Here is an 18,358-nt window from a genome sequence, read left to right as displayed (position 1 = left end):
ATTGATTCATACAAATAAATTCAAATCCAAGTTTGAAAAACAAAAAAGGCGCCTAAGCGCCTTTTCTGCATTTAGAGGTTAAGGAAAAACTCCCTACCTCATCGAAATCTGATTAAACAATCAGATCATACTCTTCCCGTAGGATCTTAATAATATCTGCCTTAGGATTGGCTGGCAGCGGAATTGCCGCGCCGGTCACCTTCTCGGCGATGCCAGTGTAAGTGCGTGACACTTGCATCATCGCCTCAAGTGGTAGGGCATTATCGCGGGCAAGGGCTTCGCGCTCTGGCATTCTGTCTTTGTTAAGCAGAATATCCGGATCGGGGAAGTGGTTCAGCAGGAATTGGCGGAAACCTTCCTTAGAGTTTTCAAGGATCTTGCCATCGCGGTAGGCGGCGCCGTCCCAAATACGGGATGAATCTGGGGTGCCCACTTCATCCATATAGATCAGTTTTGAGTTGCCATCTTGGTCGGTCACATAACCAAACTCGAACTTGGTATCCACAAACACTTGGTCAAGGTCGGCCAAAGCCTTTGAGATCACCTTAAAGCCATCTTTTAACAGCTTCTCGTACAGGTCGATATCTTCTACCTTTTCAAAACCAAAGGCTTGGTAGTTGGCTTCGATATCGCTGCGACTGATGTTCACATCATCCTGCGCGGGCACACCGGGAATACCAGTTAAAATGCCTTTGGTTGAAGGGGTGATCAGTAACTCAGGCAGTTTTTGATCTTTCTCTAAGCCTTCTGGCAGGGTGATACCACAGAATACGCGCTCGCCCTTGGAGTAGGCGCGCCACATGGAGCCAGTAATGTATTGGCGGCAAATGGCTTCAACTTTAATCGGGCGGGCTTTTTGGACTATCCAAACGAAGGGATGCGGAATATCTAAAATATGGCTATCGGCTAAACCGTTTTCGGCAAATAGCTTAAACCAATGATTAGAAATGGCATTTAATGCCGCGCCTTTACCTGGAATGCCTTTTAATCCGCCTTCACCGTGGAAGATGCAGTCGAAGGCGGAGATGCGATCGCTAATCACCATAATGGCAAGCGGCGTATCTTCGGGCACATTGTAGCCCTTGGTCTTGATTAAACGGCGGCTGTCGGCGTCGGTTAGCCAGTAAACGCTACGTACCTTGCCGCTATGGACTGATTTGTCGGTGCGGATGGGTAAATCGTTGTTCACGGCTAATACGGAATCAGCAAGACTCATGACGAGTATTCCTTTGGATAGAGAGTGTAGGGACGAGTGTTTTATGTATTGCGGTGTGCTTAAACGTGAGATGCTTAGCCACCTTTTTATTATTAACCAATAGCTTATTGCTAAGTTTGCGTAAAGCTTTGGTGAAGGTTAAGCGTAAAGCGAATAGTGGATTTTCGGGCGTTGGGGACAATAAAGGAGGACGAGATTCGGGGTAAAAATGAAACGCAGAGCAAGGTTGGCGCCAGAGTAATACTGGTCTGCTCAAGCGGGGGAACCCCGTGCCATTTTGCTCGAAAAGGCTAACCATTAATCCCAGAGAACCTTGTTAGACAGCCGCGAAAAAGTGGCGACATTCTACCTTTTTTGACGAAATTTACCATGGCTATTTATTTCTATGTTGGTGATTTCTGTTCTGATGCGGTGTAGGTTCACATTATTTCGCAATCCGTGTGGTTAGCGGTTTCATCTCCTTAAGAGTCAAGCCAAATCGCATGTGGAGCACTGCGAGTTGGCAACAACATGGGGAGCGGTGGTGACAGCTCCCATTACACCCATTACAAGAGTGGGTTGCCAGTTTCTAGGTTTATTGAATATCCTTTGAGTTTAAGCATGCCGTTAACTCAAACGCCTTTGCGCAAGGTTTATGGAAGAAATCGAGGACCTATGACGACCGACGCTAACACCAGTGCTAACATCACCGCGCAAACCACCATAGTGCAACGGGTATCGTTGCGGGGACGGCATTTTTTTGCGCAGCAATTTATTGGCTTAGATGAAACGCAGGCTCATTGGCAAGATCTCGAATTTGAAGAATGTGAGTTCCATGATTGTCAGTTTAGCGATAGCACATTTCGCCAATGTAAGTTTATCGATTGCCGATTTGTGGGCTGTAATTTAAGTCTGGTCAAGGTGTCATTAAGCCATTTTAACGGCGTAAGTTTTGAAGAATGTAAACTCGTGGGCGTTGATTGGACCCGCGCCTCATGGCCACGCGTAGCCTTTGCGGCTCCTTTTACTTTTAAGGCGTGCATTTTGAACGACAGCTCGTTTATGGGGATTAAGCTCGATGAAATGGTGCTCGAAGCCTGCAAAGTTCATGATGTGGATTTTCGCGAGGGGAGTTTTAATCGGGCTAACTTTACGTTTAGCGATTTTCGCCACAGCTTATTTGGTCGTACCGAGTTGTTGGAGGCGGATTTCTCCGAGGCAACCGATTACGATATTGATATTTTTAACAATAAAATTAAAGGCGCTAAGTTTAGTCGCGATGAAGCGATTCGGTTGTTAAATGGCTTAGATATTACCTTGGTAGATTAGGGCGTGTTGACGTTTCGAGATTAAATAACCCTGAAGCGTCAACATGCCCTACCTCATATCAACACCTGTTCGCGCTTTATACTGCGTTTAAGGCTTTCGACAGAGCACCACTATGCCTTCAAGCCTTCGCCTTGTCTAAAGCGCGTTTAACTCCCGCTGAATGAACAGATATTTAATACGATTGGTATTAAGTGTTGATGAGGCGAGTATTAACCTCCTTTCAAATCAGTGCTGATTCAAATTATCCTATCGACAGCCACCTCGCTAACTTCTTAGTTTTGCGAGTGCTTTTAGGTTTTTTGATAACTTTTTAGCGTGATTCATATTATAAAAATACCTCAAGCGGTTGCTTAAATCCGCCAAACCGCTCTGTTGATCGTATTCACGATTTTTTAGAACAATTTTAACTTTTAGTTGCCGCAGATCACACTCAACTTGCCTATGTGGTTTACCACAATAGCCGCCTACCCCTTTAGGAATAACAATCACTCTGGAACAGCAAAATGCCAGCGTTTCTTAAGGCATTGGCATTAATAACTAAAAACCTGTGAGCAAATTTAGTGTTTCACCGCAGTGGTGACCCAAAGCCTAAGTTTGCGTGTGCCATGCGGTGCATAGGGTGGATGAGTGTGATGGAGGTAACCATGATTGAGCTTAATAGGCGAACCTTTTTAAAGGGCGCAGGGGCCAGCGGTGCAACGTGTGCATTAGCCAGCTTGTTGCCGGGCAGCTTAGCGGCATTAGAGAGCAAGCAGCTAAAGGGCATGGGCAAAGAAATTGCCAGTATCTGTGAGATGTGTTCAACCCGCTGCCCGATTTCAGCGCGGGTGATTGAAGGCAAAAACGTCTTTATTAGCGGTAACAAGGCAGCTAAATCCTTTGGCGGTAAAGTCTGTGCCCGTGGCGGTGCTGGCCATAGTTTGCTGTACGATCCACAGCGGATTGTGAAACCCCTAAAACGGGTTGGCGAGCGTGGTGAGGGTAAGTGGGCTGAAATCAGTTGGGATGAAGCTTATCAACTGATTGCCGATAATCTCACTAAAATTAAGCAAGCACACGGCCCAGAGGCGGTGGCGTTTTCCTCTAAATCTGGCTCGCAAGAAAAACACTTATTCCATCTCGCCACTGCGTTTGGCAGCCCAAATACCTTTACCCATGCGTCTACTTGCCCTGGTGGTTATGAAATTGCCGCCAAGGCTATGTTTGGCACTAAGGTGAAACGCGATTTAAGTAACTCAAAATACATCATTAACTTCGGCCATAACCTGTACGAAGGCATCAACATGTCCGAAACCCGTGGCATGATGGCGGCGCAAATGGATAAAGGCGCTAAGCTGGTGGTGTTTGAGCCAAGATTCTCTATCGTCGCCGATAAAGCCGATGAATGGTATGCGATCCGTCCCGGCACCGACGTCGCCGTCGCTTTAGCCTTATGCCATGTATTGATTGAAGAAAATCTTTACGACAAGGCCTTTGTTGAGCGTTATGTAGAAGGCTTTGATGCCTTTGCGGCTGAAGTCAAAGCCTATACCCCTGAGTGGGCCGAAACCATTTCCGATGTGCCCGCTAAAGATATTCGCCGTATTGTCCGCGAATATGCGGCTAAAGCACCCCATGCTGTAGTGGATTTTGGTCACAGAGCCACCTTTACCACCGAAGAGTTTGAAATGCGCCGCGCCTTGTACGCCGCCAACATCTTGATTGGTAACATCGAGCGTAAGGGTGGTATCTACCTTGGTCAAAAGCCTGGCGACTATAACAAGCTCGCCGGTGAAGATGTGGCCCCCGTGCTGGGTAAGCCCGGCGTAAAAGATATGCCAAAGCCTGCGGCAAAACGTATCGACCAAGTGGAAGAGCAGTACGCCATGATGTGGTCAGCGGGTGGAATTTATCAAACCGTCCTCGATGCGACCTTAAGCGCGGTGCCTTATCAGTTACATGGCTGGGTGATGTCCCGTACCAACCCAATGCAAACCATGACCGACAGAGCGCGTGTGGTTGAAGCCTTGAAAAAGCTCGACTTTGTTGCCGTGTGCGATGTGTATATTAGTGAAACTGCGGCCTATGCCGACGTGATTTTACCTGAGTCTACCTACCTTGAACGCGATGAGGAAATCGCTGACAAGTCAGGTAAAAACCCTGCCTACTATGTGCGCCAACGGGTAGTCGAAACCTTAAGCGATACTCGTCCTTCATGGCAAATCTTTAAAGATATTGGCCACAAACTGGGGCTTAGTGAATTCTATCCATGGGAAAACATGGAGACCCTGCAACTGTTGCAGGTAAACCGCGACACAGAGCTGCTGCGCCGGATCAAAGACGAAGGTTTTGTCAGCTTCGGTAAGCCGATTATGTTGTGCGAACCTAAAATGGTGGCCGAATTTACCAAGGCCTATGCCAATGCCAAACCTGCGGATGAAGACGGTACCTACGGCAGCTTACTCAGCTTTAAAACCCCAAGCGGCAAGATTGAATTGACCTCCGCCAAGGTTGAAGCCATGGCGCCAGGACGCGGTGTCATTAAATTCCGCGAAGTGCAGCTTAAAAAGCCAAATGAACTCTACTTTATCCAAGGTAAGGTTGCGGTGCATACCAATGGCGCGACCCACAATGTGCCCATGCTGGCGAATTTGATGTCGGATAACGCCGTATGGGTGCATCCCGTCACCGCAGGCAAGTTAGGGATCAGTAATGGCGACCCTATCCGCTTAACCAGCAGTGTAGGTACAGAGGAAGGTCATGCGTTAGTCACCCCGGGCATTCGCCCCGATACCGTGTTTGCCTATATGGGCTTTGGCTCTAAAAACAAAGAGTTGGTTAGAGCGACAGGCAAAGGTATCCACTGCGGAAACTTACTGCCCCACGTTACCGCACCTGTGTGTGGCATGACGGTACACACCACTGGCGTCACGCTGGCAAAACGCTAATTGGAGGCTCAAATGACGAAAAGATATGTGATGGTGCACGATGAGAACAAGTGCATCGGCTGCCAAGCCTGTAACGTGGCTTGCCGCAGTGAAAACGGCGTTCCAGAAGGGGTTACCCGTTTGCAGGTGAGAGTCGAAGGGCCCTATGGCGAAATGCCCAATCTGCACTTTAAGTACCACAGGGTGTCTTGTCAGCAGTGTGAAGATGCGCCTTGTGTGAAGGTGTGTCCAACGGGCGCGGCCTATGTGGGCGAAGATGGCATTGTCTCCATCCACGGCGACAAGTGTGTGGGTTGTATGTACTGCGTGGCGGCGTGCCCCTACAAAGTGCGTTTTATGAATCCCGAAACCAAAGTGGCTGACAAGTGTAACTTCTGTAAGGACACCCGCTTAGCCCGTGGTGAAGAGCCAGCCTGTGTGACTGTGTGTCCAACCGATGCCTTGGTGTTTGGCGATGCTAACGATCCACAAAGTGAAGTGGCCACACTGCTCAACACTAAGATCACTTACCAAGATAAGACCCATTTAGGCACTAAACCTAGGGTATATCGCGTTCCTACCAAAAGAGGGGGGATTTGATTATGAACAATACTTGGGGCGATATGGCGCAATATGATCCCGTCACTTGGCACTGGGTCATCGCCGTGTATCTGTTTATGGCGGGTTTATCCGCCGGAAGTTTGCTGATTGGTATCGGTTTGCGTTGGTTCAATCAAGAACAAACGCAAGTTGAGAGCAATATCCTCAAGGCCGCGGCAATTATTGGCCCTGTGGCCATCAGCTTAGGCTTGGCTTGTTTAGTGTTTGATTTAACTAAGCCTTTCCACTTCTGGTTGATTTTAATTAACTACAACTTCCAGTCAGTGATGGCGATTGGGGTATTAGCGCTGCTGGCTTACTCACCCTTGGCATTTGCCTACGCGATTTTAGTACTGCGTGACGATTTGCCAAAGTGGGGCTTAGGTTTCTTAGTGCCTATCGCTAAGCTGCTTATGCCCTTTAGAAAGCTGATTGAAGTGCTGTTGTTTGTCCTCGCCATTGGTGTGGGCGCTTACACTGGCTTCTTAATCTCGGCCATGAATGCCTATCCGATGCTAAACACTGCGGTATTGCCAGCACTGTTCTTGGTATCTGGTTTATCAGCGGGTGCGGCGGCCAATGCGGTGCTGGCACTGGTGATGTTCAAAACCGATAGTCACGACAAGACGTTAGCCAAAATGCATGGCTTAGAGCTACCAGTGATGGCAATCGAAATCATGTTCCTGTTTATGTTGTTCTGCGCCTTGTACTTTAAGGGCGGTGCGGCGGCTGCGGCGCTAGCATCACTCACCTCTGGCGTGTGGGCAAGCGTATTCTGGATTGGTGTCGTGGGGATTGGCTTTGGTGTGCCATTGCTGTTTATGCTGCTTCCCGCCGCGACTCGCCATACTAAGGGCGCAATGATTATGGTGGCCTGTGCCAGCTTAACCGGCGTGCTCGCGCTGAGACACTTTATTGTGTATGCGGGCCAAAGCTACTTAAACTAACGTATTGATGCTAGAACTAACGTATTGATGCTAGAGCAATAAGCATCACTTAAATGCGATTAAGTGATGCTCGAATGGATGAAAACTTGCATCCACACCAACAAAAAGCACCGTTAAACGGTGCTTTTTTATGGCAGCTATTTGCAGGGGATTATTGCGGTAATAACTCAATCACAGATTTGACCGTGAGCACTAAGGCGCTGATAGCGCAGAGGGCTAAGGTCGCCATTTTAGTTTTATGTTTATCAACACTGCCCACCAGTTTACCCGCCACGAGATAGCCTAACAATACCGAGGGCAATAGCATTAACGACAGCCAGAAGTGCTTGATTTCAAGTAGGCCCGTTATGCCAAGAATCGTCAAGGCAATGGCTGAACTAAAGATAAAGAAGGCCGATAGCGCCGCGCGAAACTGCGAAGCATCCTTACCCGCCAATAAAATCGCCATCGGTGGGCCACCAATGGCGGCAATATTGCCAAAGATCCCCGAGATAACGCCAGCCCCAAAGAGCGTGGTTTTGTTCACTGGTAAGCTAAATTTGTACAAACTGAGCACCACGGCAACCGTCACAATCGCGGCAATCGCCAGACCGAGAACTGGCTGCGGCGCAAACAGTAATAAGCTGGCACCGATAAAGCCACCGGGCACCCGACCTAGGAGCGCGTATTGCAAGCCATTGAATTCTAAATGGCCGCGTTCACGCAATAGGGTGAGTAGCGCGATGGAAAATCCCATCACAATCACGGGGGCGGGTACTAATTGGGGATCGACGATATACAGCAGCGGACTGGCGACCACGGCTAAGCCAAACCCAATCAGGCTCTGGGTGAGGGCACCTAAAAACACAATCACAGACGCGATGGCAAGCGTTTGTGGATCGATCAAGGAGAACATAGGATTCCATCAAAACAAAATAGGGATCGTTACTTTGCCGGATGGCATTAACGATCCCTAATAATTAGTTACGGCAGGGTTATGGACGCTTAAGCGTTATTCCATGTCTTCCCACTCGATCCCCATTTCGTCCATCAACCGCTTCGCTTCGGCGGGGATGCTGTCTGGGCACTCTTTCGACAGATCGGCATCATCAGGCAGAGGCTGGCCGGTGTAGGCATGCAAAAATGCTTCGCACAACAGTTCGCTATTGGTCGCATGGCGCAGGTTGTTGACCTGACGACGCGTACGTTCATCCGTGAGGACTTTTAGCACTTTGAGCGGAATAGACACAGTAATTTTCTTTACTTGTTCATTCTTCTTGCCATGTTCAGCATAGGGGCTGATGTATTCCCCATTCCATTCAGTCATTGACTCACCTGTTATAACGCTAAATTCGGGGCAGATTTTAAACCCTTACAGACTACAGTCAAATTATTGCTACTATTTCTGAGCGATTGCAAACAGATTTCTTTATGTTTAGACGTCTAAACGTCTTAACGCCTATTGACGATACCACTGGGCTTAGGTACATTTAGACGTCCAGACATCTCTTTGCGAACTTAGGAATTCCGATGACCGAAGGAAAATTAGTGACTGAGCGTCAATTAGCCACATTGGCAGTGCGTCAGGGTATCGAAAGCGATACTCAATATGGCGCCGTGGTGCCGCCAATTTACCTGTCGACGAATTACGCTTTCGATGGTCATAAAAATCCGCGCGAATTTGACTACAGTCGCTCCGGCAATCCGACTCGCAGTATTTTAGGCGATGCCTTAGCCAAGTTGGAAAAGGGCGCAACGGGTGTGGTGACTTGTACTGGTATGGCAGCCATTACCTTAGTGACCACTTTACTGGGCCCCGATGATTTACTGGTGGTGCCCCATGATTGTTACGGTGGCTCTTACCGTTTATTCACTAACTTGGCGAAAAAAGGCCAATTTAAATTGCTGGTGGTGGATCAAACCGACAACCAAGCGCTTGCGCAAGCCATCGCCCAGCAGCCTAAAATGGTGTGGATTGAAACCCCCTCTAACCCTTTGCTGCGAGTCGTCGATATTGAGGCTATCGCGAAGGCGAGCCATGGTGTGGGCGCGTTAGTGGTAGTGGACAACACTTTCCTGTCGCCGATTTTGCAGCAACCGCTATTGCTCGGCGCCGATATCGTTATCCACTCCACCACGAAATACATTAATGGCCATAGCGATGTGGTGGGCGGCGCGGTGATCGCCAAAGACCCCCAAATTGGTGAGACCTTACATTGGTGGTCAAATACCTTAGGCTTAACCGGTAGCGCGTTTGATAGTTATCAAACCCTGCGTGGCCTGCGTACTTTGGCCGTGCGCATTCGCGAGCACCAACGCAATGCTCAGCGTATTGTGGAGTTACTGAGTAACAGCCCTGTGGTCAGTAAAGTGTATTACCCAGGTCTTGCGGATCATCCTGGCCATGCCATTGCCGCCAAGCAACAAAAAGGCTTTGGCGCTATGCTGAGTTTTGAGCTTAAGGGCGGTGAGGCTGAAGTGGTCGCCTTTTTAGATGCGTTAAGTTTATTTAGCGTTGCCGAGAGTTTAGGTGGCGTTGAGAGTTTAGTGGCCGTGCCTGCGACCATGACCCACAGGGCGATGGAGCCGCAGGCGCGTTTTGAAGCTGGCATTAAAGACACCCTATTACGTTTGTCGGTTGGTATTGAAGATGCCGACGACTTAGTTGCAGATATTCAAGCAGGATTGGCCGCCGTAGCGGCTTGTCAGTAGAGGAATAATAGATGGCACGTTGTCACTTACATAAATTTGGTGGTTCCAGCTTAGCCGATGCCGATTGTTACCGCCGAGTCGCCCATATTCTGTTAACCCATGGCCACAGTGATGATCTGGTGGTGGTGTCTGCCGCGGGTAAAACCACTAACTTTTTATATAAGTTGTTGTCACTGCGCGACAGCAACCAATTATGGCAAGAAGAATTACAAGTCCTTATCAGCTATCAGCAAGGCTTGATTGAGCAGCTGTTATCTAACGAACAAGCGCGGGATTTACGTGAGCGTTTAACCACGGATAAAGCCCAGTTAATCAGTCTGTTATCTTTAGATGTACGTAATGATTATCAAATTAGCCATGTGGTGAGTTTTGGTGAGCGTTGGTCAGCACGGCTGATGGCAGCGCTGCTGCGCGAATCGGGTGTGGCCGCAAGCCATGTGGATGCCTGCTCGATTCTTGTGGCCGACGAGGCCGCCGTGCCGCAAATCCGTGTGCAAGAATCCCGCGCCAAAGTGCAAGCCTTACTGGCGGCCCACCCTAACGAGCGCTTAGTGATCACCGGTTTTATTTGTGCTAACGAGCGCGGCGATACCTTGCTGCTTGGCCGCAATGGCTCTGACTTTAGTGCCAGCTTAATTGCTAGCCTTGCCGACATTGAGCGTGTGACCATTTGGACCGACGTTGAAGGGGTATTTAACGCTGACCCGAATAAGATCAACGATGCGAAATTACTCAAGAGCATGTCCCTCGCCGAAGCCGACCGCTTGGCGCGTTTAGGCTCACCCGTGTTGCATTCACGCACTTTGCAGCCGCTGTTTAACACTGAGGTGAGCTTGGCTGTGCGCTCAAGCTACGCCTCCCACACCGACTTTACCCTGATTGCGCCGCACAGTTCCTCAGCGAGTGCGCCCGTGGTGACCAATCTAAATGCCGTGGTGTTATTTGGCTTTAAGATTGCGGGCGATGTGGCCAGTTTGCTTGATCAATTGGTGGAGGCGGGATTAACGCCACTGGCACATTGGGTATCGGCGCATCAACGACTCGAACTTGCCTATACCGCTGAAAACCAAAAACAAGTACAAAAGTTATTGGATGCGCAGGCCGAAGCCCTCGGCATTAGAGATCTGCAAATTAATACCGAACTCGGTTTAGTGGCGCTTGTGAGTGCCGATGCCGAGCATTATCGCCGCAGTTTTGCCCGCTTATTGAGCCGCGATGCTAAGCCCTTGTTCAGTGGTGATTTAAGTCTTGTGACCTTAGTGCCACAGTCGCAGGTTAATCTGCTGACCCAAAAAGTGCATCGCCGCTGCGCTGGCCCGCGCAAACGTATTGGGGTATTGCTGCTGGGTGTGGGCAATATTGGCGAGGCGTGGGTGAAGCTGTTTAAGTCAGTTTCTCCCTCGTTAAATCAAGAGCTTGAAGCGCAAGTCGAGTTAGTCGGTCTGGTCACTTCCAGTAAAGCCCTGATTAAGTCTAAGGGGGTGGATCTACAAAGCTGGCAGCAAGAATTCGATAACGAAGCAACACCTTGGCAGTATGAGCATCTATTTGAACAGTTAGAACAACTTAACTGTGATGAACTGATTGCATTAGATATCAGCGCCAGCGCCAGTTTAACTCTGCAATACCCAGAGTTTTTCGAGCGTGGCATCCATATGGTCAGCGCGAACAAACTGGCGGGTTCAGGCCCACTGCCGTTCTACCGCGAGCTGAAGGAACAACTCGGTTATCGCCGTTTATTCTGGCGCTATAACGCCAGTTGCGGCGCGGGCTTACCTATTCAGCACGCCTTAAACGATCTGCGTAACAGTGGCGATAGTGTTGAAGCTGTTGGCGGGATTTTCTCTGGCACTCTTTGCTGGTTGTTTGAGAAATACGATACCAGCAAACCCTTCTCGGAATTAGTGATTGAAGCGCGTGGTTTAGGGATTACCGAACCCGATCCTCGCGACGATCTTTCTGGCCGCGATATGCAGCGCAAGTTGCTGATTTTAGCCCGTGAAATCGGCCTAGAAATCGAGCTTGAGGATATTGAGCTGCGCTCCTTAGTGCCTGCTCATTTAGCGGATATTCCGCTGGAGCAATTCCTTGCCCGTATCGGTGAGCTGGATGATGAATTATTGCAGCAATATGGCGCAGCGGCGGAACAAAACAAGGTGCTGAGATATGTCGCTTCCTTGGATAATAGCGGCGCAGTCCTCAAAGCCGAGGTGGGATTACAGTGGATTGATGCGAGCCACCCCTACGCCAACCTCACGCCCGGAGACAATGTGTTTGTGATCCGCTCAGCCTTCTATCAAGGTAATCCTTTGATCATTCGTGGGCCGGGTGCGGGCCGTGAAGTGACGGCAGCAGCGGTACAATCGGATCTAACACAGATCTGCCGCGATCTTCTGCAAGAATAGATTTAAATTCAAAAGCTTAAAGGACTCATTTGAGTCCTTTTTTATTGTCTAGAATAAATAGACTCATCTATGGGGCAGAAATTACCACAAATGGGGATTTTTTGGCTTGACTTAACGGCCAGTTTCTCTAGTATATGGACATATAGACGTCCAAACGTCCATATGGGTTAAACTACTGCATTAATAGTCGTACCAGTCGCGATAAGTGTCGCACTCGGGCGGTTGAGGAAATACACATGGCTTTTCATCACGCACAACATTCGCATTCGCTAAACCAAAGTTTGTCTGAACTTAATGGCGATATTAATGTTTCTTTTGAGTTTTTCCCGCCATCAACCCCTGAAATGGAACAGATCCTGTGGAACTCTATCCGTCGTTTAGAGCCGCTAAACCCTAAATTTGTCTCAGTAACCTATGGGGCAAACTCGGGCGTTCGTGACCGCACCCACGGCGTGATTGAGCGTATTCAACAAGAGACTAACTTAGTCGCCGCGCCGCATTTAACCTTAGTTGATGCGAGTGATGAAGAGTTGTTAGAGCTGGCAAAGCATTACTGGAAATCGGGTATTCGCGACATAGTGGCGCTGCGTGGTGACTTACCTGCGGGTAGCCCAAAACCGACTCGCTTTGCGGTGGATTTAGTGCGCCTGCTGCGCTCTGTGGCTGACTTTGATATTTCGGTAGCCGCTTACCCAGAAGTGCACCCAGATGCGGCTAACGCTCAGGCGGATTTGATTAACCTCAAGCGTAAAATCGATGCTGGTGCGAGCCGCGCCATTACCCAGTTTTTCTTCGATGTGGAATCTTACCTGCGTTTTCGCGACCGCTGCGTTGCGGCGGGGATTGATGTCGAAATCGTTCCCGGCATTCTGCCCGTGACTAACTTTACCCAGTTAAAGCGTTTTGCGGGTATGACCAATGTGAGCTTACCAAGCTGGTTACATAAGCAGTTTGATGGCCTTGAAAATGATGCCGGAACCCGTCAGCTGGTGGGCGCTAACGTGGCGATTGATATGGTGAAAGTGTTGTCCCGCGAAGGGGTGAAGGATTTCCACTTTTACACTTTAAACCGTGCGGAATTGACCTATGCGATTTGCCATACCCTAGGGGTTCGTCCAAAGGCGGTATAACGTTAACAGCATAAAAAAACGCCGCTATTTAGCGGCGTTTTGTTTTGCTTAAATCCTAAACTGAGCGAGGAGTGTGGTTAAGCGCATCGACAGCTGTGCTAACTCGTCTCCCGCCCGCGCCGTTTGCACGGCACTCTCGGTGGCATTGATCGTAATATCATTAATATTATTGACGTTTTTATTGATTTCCGCCGACACAGCACATTGCTCGTTGGCGGCGCTAGCGATTTGAATGTTCATTTGGCTAATGGTGGACACTGCTTGGGTAATGGCTTCGAGCGCTTCACCCGCCTCGTGTACCAGCGAAACACAGTTTTGCGTGGTGGCGGTACTGGTATTCATGGTGCTGACGGTCGATTTGGCGCTATGTTGCAAGGCTTCAATCATTTGCTGAATTTCGCTGGTTGAAGCTTGAGTGCGGCTGGCGAGCGTACGTACTTCATCTGCCACCACCGCAAAACCGCGGCCTTGTTCACCCGCACGGGCAGCTTCAATGGCGGCATTGAGGGCGAGCAAATTGGTTTGATCGGCAATATTACGGATAACGACTAATACCGAGTCAATCTGCGCGGTATTGCGTTCAAGTTCGTTGATGGCTTTAGCTGCATGGGCTATTTCATCCGCCAGCAGACTAATGGTCGAAATGACCTTTTCAACCAGCAACTTACCATGTTCAGTTGACTCGCTGGCGTGGGTTGCAGCGTCAGCGGCATCAGTCGCATTGTGGGCAACTTCTTGTACTGTTGCCGCCATTTCATTCATCGCGGTGGCGACTTGTTCGGTCTCAAGGTGTTGCCGTTTCGCCATTTGCTGAGTTTCATTCGTAATGGCGGACATTTCTTCGGCCGATGTCGCCAGTAAGCTGGTGGAGTCAGAGACTTGAGCAACAGTCGCGTGGATCTTTTCTGCAAAACGGTTAAAGGCGAGTGCAAGCTGCGCGATTTCGTCTTTACTCTTCACTTCAATCCGGCGCGTTAAATCGCCTTCACCTTCGGCAATGTCATTGAGCGCATTGGTTGTTTCGGCAATCGGGCGGGTAATGCTCTTGGCGATAAACCAAGCAATGGCGGTGCCAATTAAGAAGGCAATAAAGCCTATCATGATGAGTTTAAAGCGAATATCGGACATAGCTTGTTCAGAGTGGCTTCTGTCCAGTGCAATATCCAGCACACCAAAGGTTTTGCCCGAGTAGTCTTGCATCCCATGGCGATATAGGGCGTAGCTCTTGCCGTCTAAATCGATGGTGCGAATCACTTCAGTACCTTGCATCACCTTGTTGAGTTCGCTTGAGGCGCTGGTGTCGGTGGTAAAGGTGCCACCAAAGGGGACAAAGTTACCGTCCTTAGGCAGCAAAAGGGTTATTTCTGCTTGGTAAGCATTTTTAAAGTTGTCGAAGAAGGGCTGGCCAAATGACATGCCAAACTCGACCGAACCCGTATGTTGCCCTTGGTAATTCATCGGCACGAGACCGCGGATGCCTAAGCCTTCAACCCCGTATTCTAAGCCGCTGAGTGGTTGTTTTTGGGTGTTGGTTTCGACAATGGTTTTACGGATCGCGGTGAGGTCATCGCCAAATTTTTCAGGGCGATGTAAGCGCAAAAATGAGGTGGCGGGCGGGGTGTGAAACTGAAATTGCTGCACCGCAAAATCTTGTTTAAGGCGCATAAATAGTGGTTGAGTGCGTTGTAAGAGGGCTTCACGGTCGCGCTCGGCAAAATTGCTTTGGATCTCAGGTGTGAGTGAGATTAAAGTTGCCATCGCCTGTGCTCTTTGTCCCGATGAGACGATATTCGCTACGGCGGTTTCGTATAGCTTATGTAATTCCCGTTGTTCAGACTCCCTTATTTGGCGACTGAATTCCGATAGCACCAGCGGCATGATAAAGCTCATCACCGCAAATAGCAGTAGGCTGATGCCTAACACTATCCGAGTGCTAATGTTTAAATTCTTCACAGTAAACCTCCCAGTATCCGTATGTCTGTCTGAATATCTTTTTGAATATTATAGAGATACCAGTTTTTATATTTGCGAGCGGGTGAACCTTTTTCAGTTGTTTTTCGGCTTTTTGCGGATTTCGTGGCAGCGTGCACAGATCTTTTGGGAGCAGAAAATATTTACTTAGCCTGCTAACTATGTATAATGCTTAGCAGGCTAAGTAAATGGATAAGCATCATGTATAAAGAACTCGAGCGGTTAAAGGAGTTATCCCTTGCGGAACACTTAGGCCGCCTGCACCGATTGTGGCGTACCGTGGCAGATGTTGAATTAGCCCCACTTGGGTTAACCCATCCTCGCTGGACCGCATTGTGGAAGTTATTGCGTCTGGGCGATAACGTGAGCCAAAAGGTGTTGGCGGATGCGCTGGAAATTGAATTGGCTTCTTTAATGCGCACCTTAGGGCAGTTAGAGGAACAAGGTTTAGTCGAGCGTCATTGTTGCACTAAAGACAAGCGCGCCAGAATCGTCTCGCTAACGCCCGCGGGAAAGGATGTATTAAAGCAAGTCGAAGCGCGGATTATCCGTGTGCGCGGTGAATTATTAGCGGGCATTAGCGCCACTGAGCTTGGCGAGTTTGAACGCATCATTAGCCTAATTAGTGAAAACGCCTTGGCCAAGTTGGCCAACAGCACAGATATTCTTGAGTGAGAAATAAGATGACACCGGATCAACAATTTGCCCGTTTGGTCAAAATCGCCATGCTCGGTTTTGTGGCCGTATTTGGCTATTTTATGTTTGCCGACACTATGATGCCATTAACCCCGCAGGCTATGGCCACCCGCGTAGTGACTAAGGTGACTCCGCAGATCAGCGGCAAGATCCAAAGCATTAATGTGAACAATAACCAAGTGGTCGCCAAAGGCGATTTACTGTTTCAAGTCGACCCAGCGCCCTTTGAATTAGCCGTATCGCATGCCAAATTGGCCCTAGAACAAGTGCGCCAAGATAATGCGGAGCTTGATGCTTCTCTTTTAGCCGCTAAGGCAGAAGTCAATGCGAGTGCGACGACTGCCCAGCAAAAACGCCGTGAGGCCAAACGTTTAGATGCACTTTATGTGACTCATGGGGTTTCGCAGCAACTGCGCGATCAAGCCGATAGTGATGCGGCCGCCGCCGAGGCGAATTTGTTAGCTGCGAATGCTCGCCTTGAAAAGCTTAAAGTGAGCCGTGGTTTCTATGGCGAAGATAACCTTAGAGTTCGCCAAGCGATGAATGCGTTAGCGCAAGCTGAGCTGAATCTGTCTTACACCCAAATCCGTGCCGACCAAGATGGGGTGGTGACCAACCTGCAACTTGAAGTGGGCAGTTTTGCCGCTGTGGGCCAACCACTACTCGCTTTAGTTTCTGATAAATTGGATATTATTGCCGATTTTCGCGAAAAAACCTTACGGGGTGTGAATGCCGCTTATCCCGCATTAATCGCCTTCGATGGTGAGCCGGGCCGCTTGTATCACGCCCAAGTGAGTAGTGTCGATGCAGGGGTGAGTGCGGGGCAGTTTGATGCCAATGGCCGTTTAGCCGCGCCGCAGGAGTCAGATCGCTGGGTGCGTGATGCGCAGCGCTTAAGACTGCACTTAGTGTTAGATGACAGCAAGTCAGGCAACAGTGCAATGAATAACCTACCCGCAGGGGCACGCGCCACAGTGCAATTACTGCCTGACAATACCCTGTTTAATCTGCTTGCCAAGGTGCAGATTAAGGTTATCAGCCTGCTTCACTATATCTATTAATATCAAGGCAATTTGCATGTTGTTACGCCACAATCCATTAACTGCCAATGATTTACGCCAGTGCTTACGCATTGCCACAGGCGGTACCATTGGCTTTACCCTCTGTAAGCTATTTGGTTGGAGTAATGGGGTATTTTTTACCGTAACCCCAATGTTATTACTGGGTTTAGTCCCTGTGATAAGTGGCCATGCGGTAAGGCAATTATTGGCGTCATCGGCCATGGCGGGGCTAGAGGTTGGTCTACTTGGCGGCTTTTTTGGTAGCCACCCAGGCTTGATGACACCGCTGGTCTTTCTATTGTTTTTGTATCGTTTTGCGGCGATGTCCCGCGGCAGTCTGTTCCTCTTTGGTGCCAATGGCGTGCTGAGTTTAAGCATTATGCTGCACTTTGCCAGCTATCCGGGCACAGATCTGAATGATCTGATTTTTAGTAACTTTTGGGCGACAGGGCTATCAGTCATCATCGCCTATTTAATGACTGCACTTTGGCCGGATGTGGAGCCTCGCGCTGCCTATCAACCCGGCCCCAAAGCGCCGCACCGTATGCGCCACGAGGCCTTGCTCGGCGCCAGCATTGCGACTCTCTCCTTTTTAGTGTTTCAGATTTTCGATCTGCGCGATTCGATGTCGGCGCAGGCAACCACCTTGCTACTCCTATTCCCCATGCATTGGAATGGGGCACTGGATTATGCCCGTAAACGTGCTGTTGGCACCTTGCTTGGGGTGTCGTTTGGGGTGATGGTGCAACTCTTCCTCTACGATTGGTCGGGTTTATTGATCCTTATCGTGCCGCTGCTATGGCTTGGCTTAATGTTATTTGCGCAGGCCCATGTGAAGGAGGCGAGCGGCTCAGGTGTCGGCTTTGGTGCCATGACCACCTTAGGCATTTTGTTTGGCCAGTATTTAACCCCAGGTAACGACTTAATTTTTAGTGCCCTGTATCGGGTGAGCAGTATTTTTGTGGCGATAGTCGCGACTTTATTCCTCTGTTATCTGCTACATAAATTATTGAATAGCTTTGAAGCGACTCGATTTGGTTACTAGGGCGTGTTGACGTTTCGAGATTAAATTTTGTTCGTTCTGGCAAGCACGTGCTCGCGAAACGAGGAATGATGTGTCGTTATTCTACTCAAATGACGAGCTGCTCTTATGACATAAAGTAAGAGCAAGGGCTTGCCAGACGAACCCTTCGGGCAGCATTTGGCTGACGTTTCTGCTGCGTTATCGTCCGTTTATGTAGAATAACTACACAGCACGGACTTTGCCTTGCATAAACGCCCGCCAAATTGCTGCAAAAATAACCCTGAAACGTCAACACGCCCTAAAGTGTTAATGCTAGATTTTTTCAATGCTTGTCGCTCTTTCTCTCGAGGAGTATGGTGTTTTGATGCGTTTAGTGTGGGCTAAACGTGGAACGCAGCACTCA

14 protein-coding genes are annotated in these 18,358 nt (G+C 49.2%); 10 read left to right on the top strand and 4 right to left on the bottom strand.

The features are described 5' to 3' along the window. Positions 1-112: 112 nt before the first annotated feature. Positions 113-1,216, bottom strand: a complete 1,104-nt coding sequence (locus tag SO_RS18875; RefSeq protein WP_011073777.1) for a phosphoribosylaminoimidazolesuccinocarboxamide synthase — start codon at positions 1,214-1,216, stop codon at positions 113-115. A 600-nt stretch (positions 1,217-1,816) separates the two neighbouring features. Here SO_RS18875 and SO_RS18870 point away from each other — a divergent pair. From SO_RS18870 to nrfD, 4 genes are all read left to right on the top strand, one after another. After that, on the top strand, positions 1,817-2,524 hold the full coding sequence (locus tag SO_RS18870) for a pentapeptide repeat-containing protein (protein ID WP_238560508.1): 708 nt from the start codon (positions 1,817-1,819) through the stop codon (positions 2,522-2,524). 644 nt (positions 2,525-3,168) lie between these two features. Next, the gene (phsA, locus tag SO_RS18865) at positions 3,169-5,451 is read left to right on the top strand and encodes a thiosulfate reductase PhsA (RefSeq protein WP_011073774.1); all 2,283 of its coding nucleotides are present in this window, start codon (positions 3,169-3,171) and stop codon (positions 5,449-5,451) included. A gap of 12 nt (positions 5,452-5,463) precedes the next feature. Further along, positions 5,464-6,030, top strand: a complete 567-nt coding sequence (locus tag SO_RS18860) for a 4Fe-4S dicluster domain-containing protein (RefSeq protein ID WP_011073773.1) — start codon at positions 5,464-5,466, stop codon at positions 6,028-6,030. Between the two features lie 2 nt (positions 6,031-6,032). Then, the gene (gene nrfD, locus SO_RS18855) at positions 6,033-6,977 is read left to right on the top strand and encodes an NrfD/PsrC family molybdoenzyme membrane anchor subunit (protein ID WP_011073772.1); all 945 of its coding nucleotides are present in this window, start codon (positions 6,033-6,035) and stop codon (positions 6,975-6,977) included. Positions 6,978-7,128: 151 nt separating this feature from the next. Here the strand turns inward: nrfD and SO_RS18850 are convergent, their stop codons facing one another. Together SO_RS18850 and metJ are read right to left on the bottom strand one after the other, a co-directional pair. Next, positions 7,129-7,872 (bottom strand): sulfite exporter TauE/SafE family protein, encoded by a 744-nt coding sequence (locus SO_RS18850; protein WP_011073771.1) that lies wholly within the window; start codon positions 7,870-7,872, stop codon positions 7,129-7,131. A gap of 96 nt (positions 7,873-7,968) precedes the next feature. Continuing rightward, positions 7,969-8,283 (bottom strand): met regulon transcriptional regulator MetJ, encoded by a 315-nt coding sequence (gene metJ / locus SO_RS18845; RefSeq protein WP_011073770.1) that lies wholly within the window; start codon positions 8,281-8,283, stop codon positions 7,969-7,971. Between the two features lie 221 nt (positions 8,284-8,504). Between metJ and metB the strand changes: the two genes are divergently transcribed. The 3 genes from metB (at position 8,505) to metF (ending at position 13,203) form a co-directional block, all read left to right on the top strand. Further along, positions 8,505-9,668 carry a cystathionine gamma-synthase gene (gene metB, locus SO_RS18840; protein ID WP_164925915.1) on the top strand — a complete coding sequence of 388 codons (1,164 nt, stop codon included), beginning with the start codon at positions 8,505-8,507 and terminating at the stop codon, positions 9,666-9,668. An 11-nt stretch (positions 9,669-9,679) separates the two neighbouring features. After that, positions 9,680-12,073, top strand: coding sequence for a bifunctional aspartate kinase/homoserine dehydrogenase II (locus tag SO_RS18835; RefSeq protein WP_011073768.1), 2,394 nt, complete (start codon positions 9,680-9,682; stop codon positions 12,071-12,073). 236 nt (positions 12,074-12,309) lie between these two features. Beyond that, positions 12,310-13,203: a methylenetetrahydrofolate reductase gene (metF, locus tag SO_RS18830; RefSeq protein ID WP_011073767.1), complete on the top strand. Its 894-nt coding sequence runs from the start codon at positions 12,310-12,312 to the stop codon at positions 13,201-13,203. A gap of 48 nt (positions 13,204-13,251) precedes the next feature. On the opposite strand, the gene SO_RS18825 is transcribed toward metF, so the two are convergent. Beyond that, positions 13,252-15,156 (bottom strand): methyl-accepting chemotaxis protein, encoded by a 1,905-nt coding sequence (locus tag SO_RS18825; RefSeq protein WP_011073766.1) that lies wholly within the window; start codon positions 15,154-15,156, stop codon positions 13,252-13,254. Positions 15,157-15,375: 219 nt separating this feature from the next. Here SO_RS18825 and slyA point away from each other — a divergent pair, with 219 nt between their 5' ends. Genes slyA through SO_RS18810 form a run of 3 tightly spaced genes read left to right on the top strand, consistent with a single transcriptional unit; the run spans position 15,376 to position 17,976 of the window. Next, positions 15,376-15,849, top strand: coding sequence for a transcriptional regulator SlyA (gene slyA / locus SO_RS18820; RefSeq protein ID WP_011073765.1), 474 nt, complete (start codon positions 15,376-15,378; stop codon positions 15,847-15,849). Positions 15,850-15,857: 8 nt separating this feature from the next. Beyond that, on the top strand, positions 15,858-16,931 hold the full coding sequence (locus tag SO_RS18815; protein WP_011073764.1) for an HlyD family secretion protein: 1,074 nt from the start codon (positions 15,858-15,860) through the stop codon (positions 16,929-16,931). Between the two features lie 16 nt (positions 16,932-16,947). Then, complete coding sequence (locus SO_RS18810) at positions 16,948-17,976, top strand: DUF2955 domain-containing protein (RefSeq protein WP_011073763.1); 1,029 nt, start codon at positions 16,948-16,950, stop codon at positions 17,974-17,976. Positions 17,977-18,358: the final 382 nt, after the last annotated feature.

The organism is Shewanella oneidensis MR-1 (genome assembly GCF_000146165.2).
GTDB classification, from domain to species: Bacteria; Pseudomonadota; Gammaproteobacteria; order Enterobacterales; family Shewanellaceae; genus Shewanella; species Shewanella oneidensis.
Note: the sequence above shows the minus strand (reverse complement) of the source record. Positions and strands in the feature narration are given on the sequence as shown.